The 19,611-nt window shown below is 71.7% G+C and carries 16 protein-coding genes; 6 read left to right on the forward strand and 10 right to left on the reverse strand.

Going from position 1 to position 19,611, the window contains the following annotated elements:
* Positions 1–21: 21 nt before the first annotated feature.
* The 7 genes from ACQEVI_RS00705 to ACQEVI_RS00735 all read right to left on the reverse strand — a co-directional run bounded on the left by ACQEVI_RS00705 (position 22) and on the right by ACQEVI_RS00735 (position 8,835).
* The gene (locus ACQEVI_RS00705) at positions 22–2,043 is read right to left on the reverse strand and encodes a hypothetical protein (protein WP_432893661.1); all 2,022 of its coding nucleotides are present in this window, start codon (positions 2,041–2,043) and stop codon (positions 22–24) included.
* A gap of 166 nt (positions 2,044–2,209) precedes the next feature.
* Entirely contained in the window at positions 2,210–2,794 is a 585-nt protein-coding gene (locus tag ACQEVI_RS00710; RefSeq protein ID WP_432893663.1) for a GNAT family N-acetyltransferase, read from the reverse strand.
* Positions 2,787–3,824, reverse strand: coding sequence for a phosphotransferase family protein (locus ACQEVI_RS00715; protein WP_432893665.1), 1,038 nt, complete (start codon positions 3,822–3,824; stop codon positions 2,787–2,789). Before ACQEVI_RS00715 ends, ACQEVI_RS00710 begins: the two co-directional genes overlap by 8 nt.
* Positions 3,824–5,992, reverse strand: coding sequence for an intein-containing Rv2578c family radical SAM protein (locus ACQEVI_RS00720; RefSeq protein WP_432893667.1), 2,169 nt, complete (start codon positions 5,990–5,992; stop codon positions 3,824–3,826). The genes ACQEVI_RS00715 and ACQEVI_RS00720 overlap by 1 nt, the downstream gene beginning before the upstream one ends.
* A 67-nt stretch (positions 5,993–6,059) precedes the next feature.
* On the reverse strand, positions 6,060–7,451 hold the full coding sequence (hisS, locus tag ACQEVI_RS00725; protein ID WP_432893669.1) for a histidine--tRNA ligase: 1,392 nt from the start codon (positions 7,449–7,451) through the stop codon (positions 6,060–6,062).
* Between the two features lie 30 nt (positions 7,452–7,481).
* Positions 7,482–8,165 (reverse strand): DinB family protein, encoded by a 684-nt coding sequence (locus ACQEVI_RS00730; protein ID WP_432893671.1) that lies wholly within the window; start codon positions 8,163–8,165, stop codon positions 7,482–7,484.
* Positions 8,166–8,172: 7 nt separating this feature from the next.
* Positions 8,173–8,835, reverse strand: coding sequence for an MBL fold metallo-hydrolase (locus ACQEVI_RS00735; protein ID WP_432893673.1), 663 nt, complete (start codon positions 8,833–8,835; stop codon positions 8,173–8,175).
* 133 nt (positions 8,836–8,968) lie between these two features.
* Here ACQEVI_RS00735 and ACQEVI_RS00740 point away from each other — a divergent pair, with 133 nt between their 5' ends.
* The 4 genes from ACQEVI_RS00740 (at position 8,969) to ACQEVI_RS00755 (ending at position 13,403) form a co-directional block, all read left to right on the forward strand.
* Positions 8,969–9,814 carry a peptidylprolyl isomerase gene (locus ACQEVI_RS00740; protein WP_432893675.1) on the forward strand — a complete coding sequence of 282 codons (846 nt, stop codon included), beginning with the start codon at positions 8,969–8,971 and terminating at the stop codon, positions 9,812–9,814.
* Entirely contained in the window at positions 9,811–11,610 is a 1,800-nt protein-coding gene (locus tag ACQEVI_RS00745; RefSeq protein ID WP_432893677.1) for a DUF349 domain-containing protein, read from the forward strand. Before ACQEVI_RS00740 ends, ACQEVI_RS00745 begins: the two co-directional genes overlap by 4 nt.
* Positions 11,611–11,681: 71 nt before the next feature.
* On the forward strand, positions 11,682–12,302 hold the full coding sequence (locus ACQEVI_RS00750) for a hypothetical protein (protein ID WP_432893679.1): 621 nt from the start codon (positions 11,682–11,684) through the stop codon (positions 12,300–12,302).
* Between the two features lie 9 nt (positions 12,303–12,311).
* The gene (locus ACQEVI_RS00755; protein WP_432893681.1) at positions 12,312–13,403 is read left to right on the forward strand and encodes a DNA polymerase domain-containing protein; all 1,092 of its coding nucleotides are present in this window, start codon (positions 12,312–12,314) and stop codon (positions 13,401–13,403) included.
* Positions 13,404–13,414: 11 nt separating this feature from the next.
* Here the strand turns inward: ACQEVI_RS00755 and ACQEVI_RS00760 are convergent, their stop codons facing one another.
* The gene (locus tag ACQEVI_RS00760) at positions 13,415–13,684 is read right to left on the reverse strand and encodes a DUF7218 family protein (protein WP_432893683.1); all 270 of its coding nucleotides are present in this window, start codon (positions 13,682–13,684) and stop codon (positions 13,415–13,417) included.
* Between the two features lie 215 nt (positions 13,685–13,899).
* Between ACQEVI_RS00760 and ACQEVI_RS00765 the strand changes: the two genes are divergently transcribed.
* Complete coding sequence (locus ACQEVI_RS00765; protein WP_432893685.1) at positions 13,900–15,057, forward strand: ATP-dependent DNA ligase; 1,158 nt, start codon at positions 13,900–13,902, stop codon at positions 15,055–15,057.
* 128 nt (positions 15,058–15,185) lie between these two features.
* Complete coding sequence (rox, locus tag ACQEVI_RS00770) at positions 15,186–16,646, forward strand: rifampin monooxygenase (protein WP_432893687.1); 1,461 nt, start codon at positions 15,186–15,188, stop codon at positions 16,644–16,646.
* Here the strand turns inward: rox and ACQEVI_RS00775 are convergent.
* Together ACQEVI_RS00775 and ACQEVI_RS00780 are read right to left on the reverse strand one after the other, a co-directional pair.
* A complete protein-coding gene (locus ACQEVI_RS00775) occupies positions 16,603–18,942 on the reverse strand; it encodes a RelA/SpoT family protein (RefSeq protein ID WP_432893689.1) in 2,340 nt (779 codons plus the stop codon). The genes rox and ACQEVI_RS00775 overlap by 44 nt on opposite strands.
* 80 nt (positions 18,943–19,022) lie before the next feature.
* The gene (locus ACQEVI_RS00780) at positions 19,023–19,592 is read right to left on the reverse strand and encodes an adenine phosphoribosyltransferase (RefSeq protein WP_432905734.1); all 570 of its coding nucleotides are present in this window, start codon (positions 19,590–19,592) and stop codon (positions 19,023–19,025) included.
* Positions 19,593–19,611: the final 19 nt, after the last annotated feature.

Consider the following 19,611-nt stretch of genomic DNA (forward strand, 5'->3'; position numbering starts at 1 on the left):
GCGCCACGAAAATTCGCCCGGTCAGGAGTTCTTCTTCTCGGTGCGGGGCAGGGCGTACAGGATGGTCTCGCCGTCCTGTGTCGCGACGACGAACGCGATGTTCTTGGTCAGCGCCGCCACCGGTGCGCTCTCGGCGGGGTTCTCGGTGATCTTGAGCTTGACGCCGTCGGGGCGCCAGGTCGCGACGGCGGGCTTGCTCTTGCTGGTGCCGTAGACGGTGCGCCCGATCACGGCTTCGGGGGTGATGTCCCCGAGGTCGGCGATCACGGGTTCGGGGCCGATGTCCAGGAGTACCGGCCCGATCGTCCGGGCGGTGCCGTCACGGCCCCGGAGAGGTTCGGCGTCGGGCGGGAACGCCGAGGACCGGATCAGGCCGGTCGTGCGGATAGCGTTGCTCTTCAGGCTGACCAGCGCGAGGACGTCCTTGGCCGAGTCCTTGGTCCGCCAGACCACGGCCAGCTGGTCGCCGCGGACAGCGATCGCCGCTGTCGGGTCGCCGACCGCCTGCTCGGGCCTGGGCAGGCTCTTGCGAACAGGATCCGCGTCATCGGTGATGGTCCACCAGACGCGAGGGCCGACCGCGATGACGTGCTCGGCGGTCGCGACCACCGCGGTCGCGCCGTCGGGGACGTCGCGGGTGACGGGCTTGGCGCTCTTCTTGTCGAGAAGGACCACGCTCTGGTCCGGGAGCACGATCAACGGTGCCGGGCCGCTGTAGGTGACCTCGGCCTCGTCGCTGCCGAGCTCGATAGTGGTGGCAGCCGCGGGGTCGGGGGCGGTCAGCGGCCACAGGTGCAGAGTCCCTGGGCTGTCGGCGGCCAGCACGGGTTCCTCACCGACCTGCGAGACACGGATGCCCTCGACGGGGTCACGCCCTTCCCAGGTCGTGCTTCCCGTGGTCCGGTCGAAGATGGCGAACTTGTCGTCCCCCACGGGTGCGGCAAGGACTCCGTCGTCGGGGGTGAGCAGGATCTGCGGTTCGCTGCCGACCGGGACCGACCAGAGTGCGGTCTGGTCATAACCCACGGGTGCCTGGACCGGGAGAGTCGCTCCCGCGCCCGGCAAGCCGCCCGCCGGGGTCGTCGGCCCAGGCTCGGGAAGATTGCCGGTCAGCGCGATCACCCCGAACGTCCCGGCAGCGACCAGCACCACGGCCCCCACGACGGCGGCCGTCAACCAGACCACGCGACGCCGGCGCGGGGCCACTGGCTCGGCGGGCGCGGGCGCGGCGAGCCCGACCTCGCCATGAGTTCGCACCACGGTGTCGACCTCGGGCGGCTCAAGGAACGGCGCGGTGCCGACGGCCTTGTCAGGGGCTCGCACGAGCTTGACGTCGTCGGGCAGCTCGAAGACCGGTGCGGTGCCGACGGCCTCGCCATGGGCTCGCACGGCCGTCACGTCGTCGGGCACGTCGAGGAGCGGCGCCGCGTCGACCACCTCGCTGTGGGCGCGCACGGCCGTCACGTCATCGGGCAGCTCGAAAGGCGCCGCGTCGAGGACCTCGCCATGGGCTCGCACGACCGTGGTGTCGTCGGGCAGCTCGCGGGACGTCGGCTCGACGACCGGAGCGGAGTCGGTGATCTCCTGTGGCACGGCCGGGATCGCGGTGGCCTGAGCCTGCCTGGCGGCGCGTGCCCAGGCATCGGTGTCGGGCTGCTCGATCGCGGGCTGTTCGACGGCGGGAGCGGCCGCGCCGGTCGCGGGCGCCTCCGGGAGCACCGCCTCGCCCGTGCCCGCCGTGTTCGGCGCGAAGACCGAGGGCGACGGCGCGGGGCTCGCCGGAAGGCCGTCGTCCGCCTGGACGCGTCCATCAGGATGCACGATCAGAGGCCACTGCCCGTCCAGCTCGATGGCCAGGACGCGCACCGGGCGCTGGAGCTCGGCAGCGGTGTCGGCGATGCGCGCGAGGACCATCAGCCGGACTTCCTCGACCGTGGGTGCCTGGACCGGATACGTGACGCCGTCGATCGTGAGCTCACCAGTGCCGTCGGGCCGGGCCACGGCCTCGATGCGGGGCCACTCGGGGACTGGGGCGGTGGTCATCATGGTGCCTTTCTGGACTGCTGGCCGAGGGCGCGGCCTACCGTGGCCGGGCAGGGGCAAGGAACGAGCTCGGTCATGGCCACACGGTAGCGCCGCAGGTCAGGGTACGGCGTACCTGTCCCTGGCGCGGGCCATCGCCCGCAGGGTCCTCGCACTCGGGCCCTGGTCAGGCGGACGCGCTCGGTGTCAGACGGGTATGGACGTGCATGTCGTGGTGGCCGTCCGCGTGCAGGACCGACCCATGGCGGGTCCCCTCCCAGGGGAAGCGCGCCTTCTCCGCCACCCGGCACGACGCCGGGTTCCGCGTCGAGTGCTGCAGCTCCAGGCGCCGGAAGCCGACGTCGAACGCCCAGCCGCTCGCCGCGGCCAGCGCCCTCGCCGCCAGTCCGCGTCCCCGAGCTGCGGGCACGGTCCAGTACGCGACCTCGGCGATACCGTCGAACAGGACGAGGTCCTTGAGAGCAAGCCGGCCGAGCACCGCACCATCGGTCTCGGCGACCGCCCACTCAAGACGCCGCTCCTGTGCCCACGCCTGCCGCCAGGCCGTGATCATCTCGTGTGCCTCGTCGACCGAGTCGATCCCGCGCACGTGCCAGCGCCGGATGTCCGGATCCGCGTAGGCCGACATGACGGCCGGGGCGTCGCCGTCGGCCCACGGGCGCAGCTCGACGCCCTCACCGAGCGGGAACGTGGGCTGCGGAAGCCTGGCGAGGGCGCCGGGCGCGACGGTGTGCGGAACGAGCTCAGGCATGGCCACACGCTAACGCCGCGGGTCCGGGTGCGGCGTGCACGTCCCCGGTACGAGCGATCGCACGCAGGTGCTCCCGCGCTCGACGGACCACCGGGTTGGTCGCCGGGCGAGCGGGGCGGGCCGCAAGGTCCACCAGGGCGACCAGGTCGGCGGCCCGGGCAAGCTCGGTTGCCCGACGGCGGGCGGGCTCGCCCGGGTCACCGCCCTCACCCCGGGCGCCACCCGCGGTCCCGGCCGCGGCGAGGTAGCCGTCCAGGACGCCCTCGACGTAGGCGGGTTCGCGGTCGAAGCGCAGAAGGTTGCCCAGGTCGGTGGCGGGGTGGCCGGCGTGCGCGAACTCCCAGTCGAGCACGCCCGTCACCTCAAGCGTCACGGGGTCGAGCAGCACGTTCTTCGGGTTCAGGTCGCTGTGCACGAGGCAGGCAGGGGCACCGTCGAGCTCACGGGCGGCACGCTCGGCAACGGCCCGGAGCGCGCCGATCTCGCCGTCGGACCAGCCGGACTCCGCCAGCCGCGGAGCATGGGTGTCGACCCAGTCCGGGAGCCAGAGGTCGAAGGGCTCGATCCGGAGCGTCGCGTCCGCGAACATCCCGGTCCGGGGCATCGGGACGGCGGCGAGCGCCCCCGCGATCCGGCCGAGCGCGCGGCCCGCCGTACGCAGGGCGTCCGCCTGCCTCCTGGGCTCCGCGCCGCCTGCCGTCAGCCGCGCGAGGACCAGGTCGCCCCGTTCCCCCGGCACCAGCTCCGTGATCAGCAGACCCGGCAGGGTGGCGTCGCCGTCGTGGGCCTGGTGGACCACCGGGACGGGGAGGAGGCCGCAGACCCGGGCGAGCAGCGCCGCCTGGATCCTCGCTGCGTGCTCGGCATGCCGCGCGTCGGCGAAGTACCGGACCACTACCTGGTTGCCGGCCGCCGTCCCGGACCTGCCGTCCAGGGTGGCGAGGAAGGTCTCCCCGGACCAGCCACCGGTGAGAGGTTCGAGCAGGTAGCCGGCGAGGCGAGGGTCCTCGAGCGGGGAAGGGTGCTCCATCAGAACAGGGTCTCGCTTCCGACGTCCGCGACCAGGGACGCCGCACCGGTGCCGTCGGCCCGCACCCCGCTGAACGCACCACGCGGGTAGTCGCCCTCGACGTGCTGACCGCTCTCGTGCGCCCCGGCGGGCCGCACGCGGTGCATGGCCGCACCCCCGAGCCCGCGCTCGGCGATCAGCGGTCGCACCCGCTCCCAGAGCCAGTCGCGGTAGCCCTTGTGCGCGTAGGCGCCGCGCGCGTAGACCCGGCCGTAGCCCTCCACGAGGTGCGGGTGGTCCCGTTCGAGCCAGCCCAGGTACCACTCGCGGGCACCGGGCCGCAGGTGCAGCGGCAGGACGGTGACGCCCGTCGCGCCGGCGTCGACGAGGTCGTCGAGGAGCCGTTCGAGGTGGGCGAGCGAGTCCGTGAGCCACGGCAGGACCGGCGCGACCATGACGCCGCACGGCAGGCCGGTGGCCCGGATCGCGCGGATCAGGTCGAGGCGAGCGCGTGGTGTGGGCGTGCCGGGCTCGACGGCCTGCTGCAGTTCCTTGCCGGCCGGCGAGTCGGCGAACGCGAGCGACACCCCGAGACCGACGTCGACCCTCTCGGCGGCCTGGGTCAGCAGCGGCAGGTCGCGCCGCAGCAGCGTGCCCTTGGTGAGGATCGAGAACGGCGTGCCCGAGTCCGCGAGCGCCGAGATGATGCCGGGCATGAGCTTGTAGCGGCCCTCGGCCCGCTGGTACGGGTCGGTGTTGGTGCCGAGCGCGACGGCCTCGTGGGTCCAGGACGGCTTGGCCAGCTCGGCGCGCAGCACCTGGTCGGCGTTGACCTTGACGACTACCTGGGAGTCGAAGTCGTGCCCGGAGTCCAGGTCCAGATATTCGTGGGTCGGACGCGCGAAGCAGTTGTGGCTGATCACGCCGTTGGCGATGAAGTCGCCGGTCCCTGTCGTGATGTCGACCATCTCCGAGTCACCCCCGAGACTCTCGATGGAGACGACCCGCAACGACACGGAGGTCTTGACGGCGGCGCCGATGATCTTGAGCTTCCGGGTGATCGCCGGGTTGGTGAGCGCGAAGAATCGGCGTCGGCTGGACAGCCCGCCGATGACACGGATGTCAGCCACGCCGATCTTGTTGGCGGGCTCCCTGACGTGCGGTATGCCGAGCACGTCCATGGCCTTCATGGTCGTGGAGAGCATCCGGTCGTCCGAGTTGGAGATCCGCAGGATCTGACCGTCGCAACCGCCCTCAGCGTCGAAGATCCCCGCGAGGAAGCCGGTGTACCAGTCCCGGTTGGGCAGATCGGGCCACTCGATGATCTCGTGGATCGCCGCGAAGTTGGCTCGCTTCGCCGTGAAGATGCCGTGCATCGCACGCCGCTTCTCGGTTGCGATCGCGAACGGACGGCGGTCGGTCGCCACACCGGACACGGCGAGATAGCTCTGCGAGCGGGACAGGGCTTCTTCGTCGGCCAGGGCCAAGCGGAACATCGTGACCCGTGTCGTTCCGCCCCTCTTCCTCGGGTAGGTCCCTTCGAAGAGCATGCCGTCACGGCGGATCATTCCCGTGAGGTAGCCCCTCCGGTAGTCGGCGGACTCGGGCGGCGCGGTGTAGGCGTCAGCAACCATTCCCAGCCCGAACCCTTGGAGCCGGTTGTTGGTCGTCAGGTACGGACGCTGTCCGTCGCCCTTCGGCAGCGGGGCGACGTACTTCCAGCCACGCTCGGTGAGAAATCGGTGATCGCCGCTGGCCACGATCTCCGTACCGTCCTCGAGCGTCACCCGGTAGGCGTGCTTGACCGTGCCCCAGCGCGCCAAGACTTCCGTCTCGACGAATCGGCGGTAGGTGCCGTCACGCTCGGTCCCGACGATCCGGTCACCCACCATGACGTCCCGGATCTGCTTCTGGCGACCGTCCGCCATCAGCACGAGCGTCGACGGGTCCACGCAATAGGTACACGCATGGGAGCAGCCGCGGTAAGGGTTCACGGTCCACTTGAACGGCATCTGCGATGCCGCCGGGACCTTCGACAGCGCGCTCTTGGCCAGCACCTCGTGGAAGGTCACGCCCGCGAACTCGGGCGACCGGACCGTCCGCAGCAGCCCGGCGGTGCGCAACCCGGGCAGCCCGAGCCCGGGAAGCGCACCGTCGTCGTGATTGATCGCCTGACCGTTCCAACGCATACCCGATTCGAACATTCGTTCGAACAGGCGTCAAGTTCTTACGCCCGCGGCGTCGAACGCCAGTCGGTCACGGCACCGGGACGACCTGCGGCCAGCGGTCCGCTTCGGACGGCGCCCACGTCGCGGCGTCGGCGTCCACCTGCTCGCCGGAGCGGATGTCCTTGACCTGGTCGGCGCCCACCACGCCGTCCTCCCCCGCGGTGCCCGGGAACCACACGAACGGGATGCCACGCCGGTCCGCGTACTTGATCTGCTTGCCGAACTTGGCAGCGCTCGGCGCGACCTCGACCGGGATGTCGCGGGCTCGCAACGCTGTGGCCACGGCATCGGACACGACGCGCTCCTCCTCCGACGACACGGCGACGAGCACCGCTGACGGCACCGAACGCGTCGCCCGCACGAGCTCCGCGGACAGCAGGCGCGACACCAGGCGCGAGACGCCGATCGACAGACCGACGCCCGGGTACGTGTTCCTGCCGTCCGAGGCGAGCGTGTCGTAGCGGCCGCCCGAGCAGACCGAGCCGAGCTGCTCGTGCCCGACCAGCACCGTCTCGTAGACGGAGCCCGTGTAGTAGTCGAGCCCGCGTGCGATCTTGAGGTCCGCCACGACCACGCCCGGAGCACGCTCCGAGGCCGCCGCGATCAGGGCCTCCAGCTCGCCCAGGCCGGTCTCCAGCAGCTCCGTCACCGCGCCGTGCGACTCGGCGAGGGCACGGACCTCGGCGATCACCCCGACGTCCGACCCGGAGATGGATGCGAGCGCCAGGCAGGCCTTGGCCTGGTCCTCCGTGGCACCGCACTCGGCGACGAGCAGGCCGGAGACCTTCTCGGGCCCGATCTTGTCGAGCTTGTCGATCTGGCGCAGCACGCCCTCGACGTCGTCCAGGCCGATGCCGCGGTAGAAGCCCTCGGCGACCCTGCGGTTGTTCACCAGGATGCGGACCGGCGGCAGGCCGATCCCGGCCAGCGAGCCGAGGGCCTCGGCGATGACGAGCGGCACCTCGACCTCGAAGTGGTACGGGAGCTCGCCCGCGCCGACGACGTCGATGTCGGCCTGGATGAACTCGCGGAACCGGCCGTCCTGGGGGCGCTCGCCGCGCCAGACCTTCTGGATCTGGTAGCGCTTGAGGGGGAACGCGAGCTTGCCCGCGTTCTCGAGCACGTAGCGCGCGAACGGCACGGTCAGGTCGAAGTGCAGGCCGAGCTGCTTCTCCCGGCCCTGCTGCTGGTCGAGCTTCTCGGGACCGTCCTCGTCCTGCAGCCGCGACAGCAGATAGACCTCCTTGGAGGTCTCGCCCTTGCGCAGCAGCTGGTCCAGCGGCTCCACGGCCCGCGTCTCGATACCGGCGAACCCGTGCAGCTCGAAGGTGTGTCGCAGGGTGTCGAGGACGTGCTGCTCGACGATGCGACCGTCAGGGAGCCATTCGGGGAAACCGGAGAGAGGAGTGGGCTTTGCCATGCCACAGATCTTCCCACGAGCGGGGTGCTGTCAGCCCGGCCTTTCCACAGGCGCGTGCGCGACCAGCCGATCCAGTACCTCGAGCTCTCCGCGTTCGTGCCACGCCAGCCGGCGCAGCATCTTGACGCTGGTCCAGCTCCCGTTGCGGTCGGACGACGACTCCAGGTGCAACGCCATCTGCGACACCACGCGCCGCACGTGCTCGCCGGACTCCTCCAGCTCGGTCACGAGGTCGCTCGCCCGGTCCCGCGAGGGGAGCCCGAGCATCGGCAGGTAGTAGCGCGACTCGGTATCCGCGATGTGCAGCGCGAGCTGCCCCACCGTGTGCCACCAGGCGTAGGGCGGGAGCACGCGGTCCGGCTCGCGGTGTGCCAGCACGCTGGGCGGCGCCGAGCGCACCAGCTCCAGGGTCCTTGCCCGCGCGTGCCCGAGGATCGCGAGCGTCGTCTCTCGTTCCGCCTCCGACGCCGGTACCCGGTCCCGGGCGAACACCGTCTCGTCCCCGGTCCGCGCACGGTCCACGCGCTCCGCGACCTGGAGCTCCCCGGCTTCGACGGCCATGGTGCCGAGGCCGCACCGGACACCGAGGTCGGCCAGCGCCGCGGCGTCGTCGGGCCCCTGGCCGCAGGTACCCCAGTGCTCCAGGTCGAAGGTCCACGCCGCCGACCAGCCCTCCGCCGCCATCCCGGCGCGGTGGTCGACGTAGACCCTCATCTGACCCTCATATGCGTTCCGCGGCGAGGAAGGGGTTGGTCTCCAGCTCGTGCGCCACGGTGGTGGCGGGCCCGTGCCCAGGTACGACGGCGAGCGCCGGGTCCAGCCCTCGCACCACCTCGCGCAGCGTCTCGCTCATCACGTGGCCCGAGCCGCCGTGCAGGTCGGTGCGGCCGACGGAGCCCGCGAACAGGACGTCTCCGGTGAGGATCACCGTGTCGTCGGGGCGGTAGAGGGTGGAGCCCTCCGTGTGGCCGGGTGCGTGCAGGGCGTGCAGGGTGACCTGCCCGAAGGTCAGCACCGCGGAGCCGCCGGGCGTGGCGAACGGTTCGACGACGGCGGGCGCGCGGTAGTCGTCGCGGTGCAGACCGAGCGCGGCCTCGAGCGCGGGGCTCAGGGTGCCGAACGGGTCGGCGAGCCGGTAGGCGTCGGCCTCGTGCAGCCGCATCGGGACGTCGTACCGCGCGCAGAGCTCGCCGGCGTCCCACGTGTGGTCGGCGTGGCCGTGCGTGGCGAGGACCGCGCGCGGGGTCAGGCCCTCCTCGTCGACCAGGCGCGCGACGGCGTCGGCCACTCCCGCGCCGGCGTCGACGACCACGCAGTCGGTGCCGGAGGACACGACGCAGCAGTTGGTGCCGAACACGGGTGCGACCACTACACGGAGCTCCACGAAGTCCACGTTAGCGGCTGGCGGCCCCGCTGACAGGCCCTCTTCACCCTTCGGTGAAAAGGTTCAGACAGTACGTCATGGCATCCGATGCCTACACTGTCCCCGCACGGGGTGATTCGCCCCGGATCCGGCAGTGAATCGGTCCAGCGCGGCCAAGCCCCGGGTCGAGGCGAGCACAAGAGAGCACGGAGAAGGGAACGCGGTGGCGTCCACCAAGCAGCGGCAGCGCGCGCAGCAGGCCAGGCAGGCGGAGAAACGAGCGCAGCGGCAGGCGGCCAAGCGCGCCCACAGGCAGCGGCTCTGGGGCCTGGTCGCGCTCTTCACCGTGCTCGCGCTGGTCGGCGCGTTCGTGGTCTCGGCGCTGATCAACGACAACGCAGGCGACGACGCACCCGAGGCGTCCGGCGCGTGTCCCGCGGGCGTCGAGGAGGCGCGCGACGACTACGAGCTCGCCGACCCGTCGGTCGCCGAGGACCGTACGTGGACGGTCACGCTGCAGGCGTGCTCGGGCGACACGGAAGCGGACATCGTCCTCGAGCTCGACGGCGAGAACGCCCCGCAGGCCGTCGCCAGCTTCGTCACGCTCGCCCAGGGTGGCTACTTCGACGGCACCGGCTGCCACCGGCTCGTCACGGAGGGCATCTACGTGCTCCAGTGCGGCGACCCGACGTTCACCGGATCCGGCAGCCCGGGCTACTCGTTCGGTCCGATCGAGAACGCCCCTACGAGCGACGTCTATCCCGCGGGCACCGTGGCGATGGCGCGCCGCGGCGGTGACGCCGAGTCCATGGGCTCCCAGTTCTTCCTCGTCTACGAGGAATCGACCATCCCCTCCGACGCAGCCGGCGGGTACACGGTCTTCGGCACGATCACATCCGGCTTGGACTTCGTCCAGGCAGTCGCTGACGCGGGAACGGCAGGCGGCACATCTGTTGCGCCAGTCACCCCGGTCACCATCGAAGGAGTTGAGACCCAGTGAGCGAACCCACTTCCCGCTCGGCAGAGCCCGTCCAGCAGGACGCGCCCGCCGAGCCCGTGGCCGAGACTCCGACCGCAGCCGAATCTCCCGCCGAGGCGGTGAGCGAGGCAGCAGAGGTGACCGAGGCACCGGCCGAGGTGGAAGTACCCGAGGACGCCGCTGAGGCGGCCCCGGCCGAGGAGCCCGTCGTCGAGGAGCCCGTCGTCGAGGCGGCCCCCGAGGCCGTGACCGAGCCCACCGCTGAGGAGGCTCCTGTCGAGGAGGCTCCCGTCGAAGCCGAAGAGGCTCCCGTCGAGGAGGCTCCTGTCGAGGAGGCTCCTCAGGCCGACGCCGAGGCGCCTGCCGAGGCCGCTGCCGAAGCGACGCCGGCCCCGGCTCCTGCCGCCCCGCCCGTGCCCGCGAAGCCGTCGGCGATCCCGTCGCCGGCCGCGCTCGCGAGGCCGCGTCCGCCCAAGCCGGGCGCGCCGTCGTCCGCCGCGGCACAGGCTGCGCCGGCCTCCGCCCCCGCGCCCGTGGTGCCGGTCGCCGACGCCGCCGCCCACGCCGAGGCCGAGAAGTTCGGCCGCGTGGACGACGATGGCAACGTGTACGTCCGTGACTCCGCGGGCGAGCGCATCGTCGGCCAGTTCCCCGGTGTCACCACCGAGGAGGCGCTGGCGCTGTACGTGCGCCGGTACCTCGACCTCGCCGCGAAGGTGGGCCTGTTCGAGGCCCGTCTGGACAGTGCCGACCTGTCGGTGCGCGAGATCGACCAGACGCTCCAGAAGCTCGGCGAGGAGACCGCCGAGCCCGCCGCCGTCGGCGACCTGGACGCCCTGCGGGCACGTGTCGAGACGCTGCGCGGCCGCGCCGCCGAGCGCCGGGCCGCACTCGAGGAGGCCCGGTCCGCCGCGAAGGCGGAGGCCGTCGCTGCCCGCACCTCCATCGTGGAGTCCGCCGAGAAGATCGCGGCGACCGACCCGAGCAAGATGCAGTGGCGCCCCGCAGGCGAGGAGCTGCGTCTCCTGCTCGACCGCTGGAAGGAAGCCCAGCGTTCCGGGCCCCGTATCGACCGCCCGACGGAGGAGTCGCTCTGGAAGCGGTTCAGCCACGCCCGCACCGCGTTCGACCGCGAGCGCCGGCACTTCTTCGCCGACCTGGAGCAGCGCAACAGCAGCGCCAAGGTCGAGAAGGAGAAGCTGGTCTCGGAGGCGGAGGCGCTGTCCACCAGCACGGACTGGGGTTACACCGCGGGCGCGTACCGCGACCTCATGACGCGCTGGAAGGCGGCCGGCCGCGCGTCGCGCAAGGACGACGACGCCCTGTGGGCCCGGTTCAGGGCCGCACAGGACCGGTTCTTCGAGGCGCGGGACGCCGAGAACGCCGTCATCGACGCGGAGTACGGCGAGAACCTCAAGGTCAAGGAGGAGCTGCTGCTGGAGGCCGAGGCGCTGGTGCCGGTCAAGGACCTGAACAAGGCCAAGGCCGTGCTGCGCACCCTCCAGGAGCGGTGGGAGGAGGCCGGCAAGGTTCCTCGCGGTGACATCCAGCGTGTCGAGGGCCGGCTGCGTGCGGTCGAGACCGCGATCCGCGACGCCGACCAGGCGCAGTGGAAGCGGAGCAACCCGGAGACGCGTGCACGTGCGGAGGGTGCCGCGGCGCAGCTCCAGTCCGCCATCGAGGGTCTCGAGGCGGACCTCGCGGCCGCTCAGGCCAAGGGCGACAAGCGCAAGATCTCCGAGCTGGAGGCTGCGGTCACGGCCCGTCGCTCGTGGCTCGAGCAGGTGGTCAAGGCGGCGGAGGACTCCAAGGGCTGACGCCCCCGGAGTTGTCCACAGCGGGCCCGGTCGCACAGCGCGACCGGGCCCGTTGCGCGTAGGTTCTGCGCATGCAATTGCCGGGTGTCTCCCTCGCCGCGCTGCTCGATCCTCGTCCGGCGCCCGTCCCACTGGTCGTGACGCCCGCGCACGTGGGTGGGCAGGTGGCGTGGTCCGACCTGCGGCGGGCGGGCGCCCTGGTCGAGCTGAGGGACGGCGCTGCCGTGGCCGCGGCCTCGGTGGTCGGCTCGCGGCACCGTGCGCTGGTGCTCGCGGACGACGTCGCCGTGCGCTGCGTGCTCGCGGCCTCGACGGCCGCCTGGGTGCACACGGGCGTGTACGACGGCGTCGTGACCCCGGCCTGGCCGGCGGACGCACCGGTGGAGCTGGCCTACTCCCCCGACACGCACTGCCCCGCACCCCGCCCGGGCCGGATCGTACGGCGTGCGCCAGGGCTCGCGCGGGACACGGTTCGGCTCGCGGGGGTGCCGGTGACAGGGCTCGTTCGCACCGCTCTCGACGTCGCCTGTACGGCTTCGTTGGAGGCCGCCGTGCACGTCCTCGTCGCCCTGGCAGAGCGCGGTGTGGACCTGAGACACGCTGCCCGACTGCTCGACCGGCGCGTCCGGGTGGTCGGCCGCCCTGCGGCGCACCGGGCGCTTTCAGCAGCGCTGGAGCAGCTTGCGGGCTAGGTTCGGGTCATGGCCGCATCCAAGACACCAGCGGTGGAGCTCGACGTCGCGGGCCGTACCGTGCGCGTCACGAGCCCGGACCGCGTCGTCTTTCCCCGTGGAATCACCAAGCTGCAGGTCGTCGAGTACTTCGTCGCCGTGTCCGACGGCATCACCGGCGCCCTCCTGCACCGCCCGACGACGCTGGAGCGCTGGCCCAAGGGCTGGCACGAGGGTGCGCGCCTCGCGACGCGGATGCCGAAGCCGGACGACCCGAAGGGCGACGGCTTCTACCAGAAGCGTGTCCCGAAGGGTGCGCCGGACTACGTCGAGACCGCGACCATCGCGTTCCCGTCGGGCCGGACGGCGGACGAGGTGTGCCCCACCGAGCCCGCGGTGGTGGCCTGGGCGGCCAACATGGGCACGCTCACCTTCCACCCCTGGCCGGTGCGGCGCGACGACGTCGAGTCGGTCGACCAGCTGCGGATCGACCTCGACCCGCAGCCGGGCACCGACTTCGACGACGCGGCCGCCGTCGCCCCGCACCTGCGGGAGCTGCTGGGCGAACTGAGCCTGACCGGGTATCCCAAGACGTCCGGCGGGCGCGGGCTGCACGTGTTCGTGCCGCTGGAGCCCCGGTGGACGTTCACGCAGGCGCGACGGGCGACCATCGCGATCGGGCGGGAGCTGGAGCGCAGGCTGCCGGGCAAGGTCACCACCCGGTGGTGGAAGGAGGAGCGAGGCGAGGCCATCTTCGTGGACTACAACCAGATGGCGCGCGACCGCACCATCGCCTCGGCCTACTCGATCCGGGCCAACGGGAAGGCCACCGTCTCGATGCCCCTCGACTGGGACGAGGTCGCCGACGTGCATCCGGACGACTTCGACGTCCTGAGCGCGCCGGGCAGGTTCGCCGAGCGGGGCGACCTGTTCGCCGCGCTGCGCGCCGACCGCGACCCGTCGCTGGACTGCTCGCTGGACTCGGCCCTGGAGCTCGCGGCCCGGGATGAGGCGAACGGCCTGGAGGACCTGCCCTATCCCCCGGAGTATCCGAAGATGCCGGGCGAGCCCAAGCGCGTCCAGCCCAGCCGCGACAAGGACCGCGACAAGAGCCAGGACTGACCCGGCCGAGGTCAGTGGTTGCGGAGCGCCCTGATCAGGTCGGCCTTGCGCATCTTGGACCGGCCCTTGATGCCGATCTCGGCAGCACGCTTGCGCAGGTCTTCCGCCGTCCAGTCGTCGTACTCGGGCGACTTGCCGCCCTTGCGACCGACGCTCTTGCGGGACGTGTTCGCCGCGGCGTTCGCGATGCGCGCCGACTTCTCCTTGGAGCTGCCGTCATCGCGGAGCTTCTCGTACAGCTCCTTGTCCTTGACGCTCGGGCCCGGGTCTCGCTTCGGCATGGCTGCTCCTCCCGTTCTGGCTGACCGTTCACCGTCAGCACCGTTCATCTCCACCATGGCCCAGCCCCCAGCGGCTCGCACGCGCGGCCCGGCACGCGCACGGACCGATGAGTTTCGCCCGGCGACGCCGTCGGAGGGTGCATGGGAACCCTGAGCTACCTCGCGAACGGTGCCGTCTACCTGCGCTACGTCCCGCGCTGAGGCAGGCTCGTACCGTGACCACACTCAACCTGCCCGTGCAGCCACCGGTCCGGCCGATGCTCGCCAAGAGTGTCGTGTCGATCCCGGCCCAGGCGGAGACCGACGTCGGTCCCGCCTACGTCTACGAGCCGAAGTGGGACGGCTTTCGCGCCATCGTCTACCGCGACGGCGACGAGGTCCGGATCGACTCACGGAACACCAAGCCCATGGACCGCTACTTCCCGGACGTCGTCGCGGCGGTCCGGGAGGCGCTCCCGGAGCGGTGCGTGGTCGACGGCGAGATAGTCATCGCGCAGACGCCCGACGGCGGCGCGGCGCACCTGAACTTCGAGCTGCTGTCCCAGCGCATCCACCCGGCGGCGTCGCGCGTGAACATGCTCGCCGGGACGACGCCCGCCGCGCTCGTGGTGTTCGACGTGCTCGCGCTGGGCGACGAGTCGCTCGTGGACCGGCCGCTCACCGAACGGCTGGCGGCTCTGGACGGGCTGGGCCTGACGGGTCCGCTCGTCTTCGCCACGCCGCGCACCCTGGACGCCGCGGTGGCCCAGGAGTGGTTCGGCTCGTTCGAGGGCGCGGGTCTCGACGGCGTGGTCGCCAAGCCCGCCGACGGCCCGTACGCCCCCAACAAGCGCGCGATGCTGAAGATCAAGCACACCCGCACGGCCGACGTCGTCCTGGCGGGCTACCGGCTGCACAAGACCTCGACGCCCGAGGCCCCGGTGCTGGGCTCGCTGCTGCTGGGCCTGTGGGACGAGTCCGACGACGGTCCGCGGCTGCAGTTCGTCGGCGTCGCCGCGTCGTTCTCGGCGACCCGGCGCGCGGAGCTGGTCGACGAGCTGGCGCCACTGGTCGTGGAGCCCGGCACGCCGGCGGCGGACGAGCACCCGTGGCACGGCTGGACCGACCCGGCGAGCGGCGAGGCCGGCGACCGGCTGCCCGGCGCGCAGTCGCGCTGGAGCTCGGGCAAGGACCTGTCGTTCACTCCCCTGCGTCCCGAGCGCGTGCTGGAGGTGGGCTACGACCACATGGAGGGCACACGGTTCCGGCACACCGCCCAGTTCAAGCGCTGGCGCCCGGACCGCGAGCCGGCGTCGTGCACCTACGAGCAGCTGGAGGAGCCGGTCGGCTTCGATCTGGGCGAGCTGCTGCCAGGGGCGCCGGGCACGGCCTGAACAACGCAGCTCCCCGCCACTCTCAACCTATAGCGCACCGGGGGTCTTGCGGCAAGACCCCCGTCGTGACGCAGAATCGGCGGCTCAGGCCAGAGCCTGCGGGTATCGCGAGCTGACGGGGGAAGTCGATGATCGATGTGACAGTGGTGGGCGGCGGGCCGACCGGCGTGATGCTGGCGAGCGAGCTGCGGCTGCGGGGCGTGCATGTGCTCGTGCTGGACAGGGAGGCAGCGCCGACCAAGGTGGTCCGCGGGCTGGGGCTGCACGCCCGCACCGTCGAGGTGCTGGACCAGCGAGGACTCCTGGACCGATTCCTCCCGCTCGGCAAGCAGTACCCGGTGGGCGGCTTCGCGGGGATCAGCAAGCCGACGCAGGGCGGCCTCGACACCACCTACCCGTACGTGCTCGGCATCCCGCAGCCCACCACGGAGCGTCTGCTGACCGAGCACGCCGTCAGCCTCGGCATCGAGATCCGCCGGAGCCGCGAGCTGGTCGGCCTGAGCCAGGACGACGACGGCGTGACCGCCGACCTCGCGGACGGGACGCGGCTGCGCTCCCGCTACCTCGTCGGGTGCGACGGTGGCCGCAGCACCGTGCGCAAGCTCCTCGGCGTCGGCTTCCCCGGTGAACCCGCCCGACGCGAGACGCTGCTCGGCGAGGTGGAGCTGACCGCGCCGCCCGAGGAGGTGGACGCCGTCGTCACCGAGGTGCGCAAGACCCAGCGGGAGTTCGGCGCCATGCCGCTCGGGGACGGGCTGTTCCGCATCGGCGCACCCGCGGAGGGTGTCGCCGAGGACCGGGCCACATCACCCACCCTGGACGAGCTGAGGCAGCAGGTGCGCAAGCTCGCCGGCACCGACTTCGGCGCGCACTCGCCGCGCTGGCTGTCCCGGTTCGGTGACGCCACCCGGCTGGCCGACCGCTACCGCGTCGGCCGGGTGCTGCTCGCGGGCGACGCCGCGCACGTCCACCCGCCGTACGGCGGGCAGGGGCTCAACCTCGGGGTCCAGGACGCGTTCAACCTGGGCTGGAAGCTGGCCGCCGAGGTCAGCGGCTGGGCGCCGGAGGGCCTGCTGGACAGCTACCACGCCGAACGCCACCCGGTGGCGGCCGACGTGCTGGACAACACGCGCGCCCAGGGCGAGCTGCTGTCCCTGGAACCCGGCGCCCAGGCCGTGCGCCGGCTGCTGTCCGAGCTGATGGACATCGAGGACGTGAACCGGCGCCTGGCCGAGAAGGTCATGGCGACGGGGATCCGCTACGACGTCGGCGAGGGGCACGCGCTGCTCGGCCGGCGGCTGCGCGACATCCGGCTGGAGCAGGGCCGCCTCTACGAGCGGATGCACGACGGCCGCAGGGTGCTGCTCGACCGGACCGGGCGCCTCTCCGTGGCCGGGTGGGCGGACCGGGTGACGCGCGTCGCCGACCCCGGCGCGGAGCTGGACGCGCCGGCTGTGCTGCTCCGGCCGGACGGCCACGTGGTGTGGGTCGGCGAGGACCAGGCAGACCTGGTCGGGCCGCTCACCCGGTGGTTCGGGAACCCGGTCAGACCGGCAGCTGCGGTCGCTCCACCGGCTTGGTGCCGGTGATGCGGTGCACGTCGAACACGCCCTCGACCTTCCGGACCGCCGCGAGGACGGTCGCGAGGTGCGCGGGCTCCGCCATCTCGAAGATGAACCGGGAGACCGCGAGCCGGTCGTCCGACGTCGAGACGAACGCCGACAGGATGTTCACGTGGTTCTCGGACAGCACGCGGGTGACGTCCGAGAGCAGGCGGGACCGGTCGAGCGCCTCGACCTGGATCTGGACCAGGAACATCGTGTTGGCGCCCTGCGTCCACTCGACCTCGACCAGGCGCTCCGGCTGCTTGCGCAGACCGTCCAGGTTCACGCAGTCCGAACGGTGCACGCTCACGCCCTGGCCACGGGTGACGAAGCCGACGATGTCGTCGCCCGGCACCGGCGTACAGCACTTGGCGAGCTTGACCCACACGTCGGCGGAGTCGGAGCCCTTGAGCATGACGCCCGGGTCGCCCGAGCGCACGCGCCGCGCGGTGAGGCCGCCGGGCCGGGCCGCCTCGGCCATGTCCTCCTCGGCGCCGTCGGCGCCACCGAGCGCCTTGACGAGCTTCTCCACCACGTTGTTCGCGGAGATCAGCCCTTCGCCGACGGCCGCGTACAGACCCGTGACGTCCTGGTAGTTCATCTCGTCCGCGACCCCGAGCAGGGTCTCGTGCGACATGAGGCGCTGGATCGGCAGGCCCTGCTTGCGCATGGACTTCGCGATCGAGTCCTTGCCGGTCTCGACGGCCTCCTCGCGGCGCTCCTTGGTGAACCACTGGCGGATCTTGTTCCGCGCCCGCGGGGACTTCACGAACCCGAGCCAGTCCCGGCTCGGGCCCGCCGTCTCCGACTTCGAGGTGAGGACGTCGACGACGTCGCCGTTCTCCAGCGGCGAGTCGAGCGGCACCAGGCGACCGTTCACGCGGGCGCCCATGGTGCGGTGGCCGACCTCGGTGTGCACGGCGTACGCGAAGTCGACGGGCGTGGCGCCGCCCGGCAGCGCCATCGCCATCCCCTTCGGCGTGAAGACGTAGACCTCGTCGCCGCCGATCTCGAACCGCAGCGAGTCGAGGAACTCCGCCGGGTCGGCGGTCTCGCGCTGCCAGTCCACGAGCTGGCGCAGCCAGGCCATGTCCTGGTTCTTCGGGTCGCCGGCACCCGCGCCGGCGGGCGTCTTCTCCTTGTACTTCCAGTGCGCCGCGACGCCGTACTCGGCGCGGCGGTGCATGTCGTGCGTACGGATCTGGATCTCGACGGGCTTGCCGCCCGGCCCGATCACCGTCGTGTGCAGCGACTGGTACATGTTGAACTTCGGCATCGCGATGTAGTCCTTGAACCGGCCGGGGACCGGGTTCCACCGCGCGTGCATGGCGCCGAGCGCCGCATAGCAGTCGCGCACGGTGTCCACGAGGACGCGCGTGCCGACGAGGTCGTAGATCTCCGCGAAGTCGTGACCGCGCACGATCATCTTCTGGTAGATCGAGTAGTAGTGCTTCGGCCGGCCCGTCACGGTCGCCTTGATCTTGGCGCTGCGCAGGTCCGACTCGATCTGGCCGCGCACCACGCCGAGGTACTCCTCGCGCGCGGGGGCCCGTTCCGCGACGAGGTGGACTATCTCGTCGTACACCTTGGGGTACAGGGCCTGGAAGGACAGGTCCTCCAGCTCCCACTTGATCGTGTTCATGCCCAGCCGGTGGGCCAGCGGCGCGTAGATCTCGACGGTCTCGCGCGCCTTGCGCTCCGCCGACTTGGACGGCACGTACTTCCAGGTGCGGGCGTTGTGCAGACGGTCGGCCAGCTTGATGACCAGCACGCGGATGTCCTTGGCCATCGCCACGACCATCTTGCGCACGGTCTCGGCCTGCGCCGCGTCGCCGTACTTCACCTTGTCCAGCTTGGTGACGCCGTCCACCAGCAGCGCGACGTCGTCGCCGAAGTCGGTGCGCAACGAGTCCAGCGAGTAGTCGGTGTCCTCCACCGTGTCGTGCAGCAGCGCGGCGGCGATCGTCGTGCCCTCGAAGCCGAGCTCCGCGAGGATCGTGGACACGGCGACGGGGTGCGTGATGTACGGGTCGCCGCTCTTGCGCATCTGGCCGCGGTGCGCCTTCTCGGCGACCACGTACGCGCGCTCGATCAGCGCGACGTCGGCCTTGGGATGGTTGCTGCGGATCGCCTGCAGGAGCGGCTCGATCGCCGCGGGTGAACCACCGCTCACGCTGCGCACACCGAGACGCACCAGCCGGTTCCGCATCCGGTTGCCACCGGGCGGCGTCGGCGGATTCTTCTCGGGCACGGGAGCGCGTGACACCGTGTTCTCAGCCATGTACGCGCCTCCTTCCCCGGGTCCGAACCCGGAGTCGCCAGTCTAGCCCTGGACCTCTATTCCCCGTCCGTACGGCTCAGTCACCGAAACGTCGTGCCCACCCGCAGGAGGGTATCGACGTTATGGCCCTGAAGCCTGTCCCGGCCGTGGAGTGCTTCGAGCTCGAGCAGGAACGCCAGTCCTGCCACCACTCCGCCGCACTGCTCCACCAGCTGTGCGGCCGCCGCCGCGGTACCACCCGTGGCGAGAACGTCGTCGATGATCAGAACACGCGCACCGGGGGTGAGTGTTCCCGAGCGCAGCTCGATGGTCGCCGAACCGTACTCGAGGTCGTACGAGACGCTCTCGGTGGGCGGCGGAAGCTTGCCTGCCTTCCGCAGGGGCAGGAACCCCAGGCCGAGCGCGTGAGCGACGGGCGTACCGAGCAGGAAGCCGCGCGCCTCCATACCCGCCACTACGTCCACCCCGTCGGCCATGGCCAGACGGGTGAACGCCTCGATCACGTCGGCCAGCCCTTCGGCGTCGGCCAGGAGCGGGGTGATGTCCTTGAAGAGGATGCCCGGAGAAGGAAAGTCTGGGACGTCCACGATCAGGTCGCGAACGCGCGTCGCCCTCTCCGGCAGCAGGCCGGAGAGGGCGACGTCGGTCATGTCGTCTGCCACGAAGCGG

Origin of the sequence: Promicromonospora sp. CA-289599 (assembly GCF_050936155.1) — a bacterium.
GTDB lineage: Bacteria > Actinomycetota > Actinomycetes > Actinomycetales > Cellulomonadaceae > Promicromonospora.

Coding starts and splice junctions, on each gene's coding strand:
- ACQEVI_RS00775 (WP_432893689.1), bottom strand. CDS start 18,942: ATGGCTGAGAACACGGTGTCACGCGCTCCCGTGCCCGAGAAGAATCCG.
- ACQEVI_RS00730 (WP_432893671.1), bottom strand. CDS start 8,165: ATGAGGGTCTACGTCGACCACCGCGCCGGGATGGCGGCGGAGGGCTGG.
- ACQEVI_RS00715 (WP_432893665.1), bottom strand. CDS start 3,824: ATGGAGCACCCTTCCCCGCTCGAGGACCCTCGCCTCGCCGGCTACCTG.
- ACQEVI_RS00760 (WP_432893683.1), bottom strand. CDS start 13,684: ATGCCGAAGCGAGACCCGGGCCCGAGCGTCAAGGACAAGGAGCTGTAC.
- ACQEVI_RS00705 (WP_432893661.1), bottom strand. CDS start 2,043: ATGACCACCGCCCCAGTCCCCGAGTGGCCCCGCATCGAGGCCGTGGCC.
- ACQEVI_RS00720 (WP_432893667.1), bottom strand. CDS start 5,992: ATGCGTTGGAACGGTCAGGCGATCAATCACGACGACGGTGCGCTTCCC.
- ACQEVI_RS00750 (WP_432893679.1), top strand. CDS start 11,682: ATGCAATTGCCGGGTGTCTCCCTCGCCGCGCTGCTCGATCCTCGTCCG.
- hisS (WP_432893669.1), bottom strand. CDS start 7,451: ATGGCAAAGCCCACTCCTCTCTCCGGTTTCCCCGAATGGCTCCCTGAC.
- ACQEVI_RS00780 (WP_432905734.1), bottom strand. CDS start 19,592: ATGACCGACGTCGCCCTCTCCGGCCTGCTGCCGGAGAGGGCGACGCGC.
- ACQEVI_RS00710 (WP_432893663.1), bottom strand. CDS start 2,794: ATGCCTGAGCTCGTTCCGCACACCGTCGCGCCCGGCGCCCTCGCCAGG.
- rox (WP_432893687.1), top strand. CDS start 15,186: ATGATCGATGTGACAGTGGTGGGCGGCGGGCCGACCGGCGTGATGCTG.
- ACQEVI_RS00755 (WP_432893681.1), top strand. CDS start 12,312: ATGGCCGCATCCAAGACACCAGCGGTGGAGCTCGACGTCGCGGGCCGT.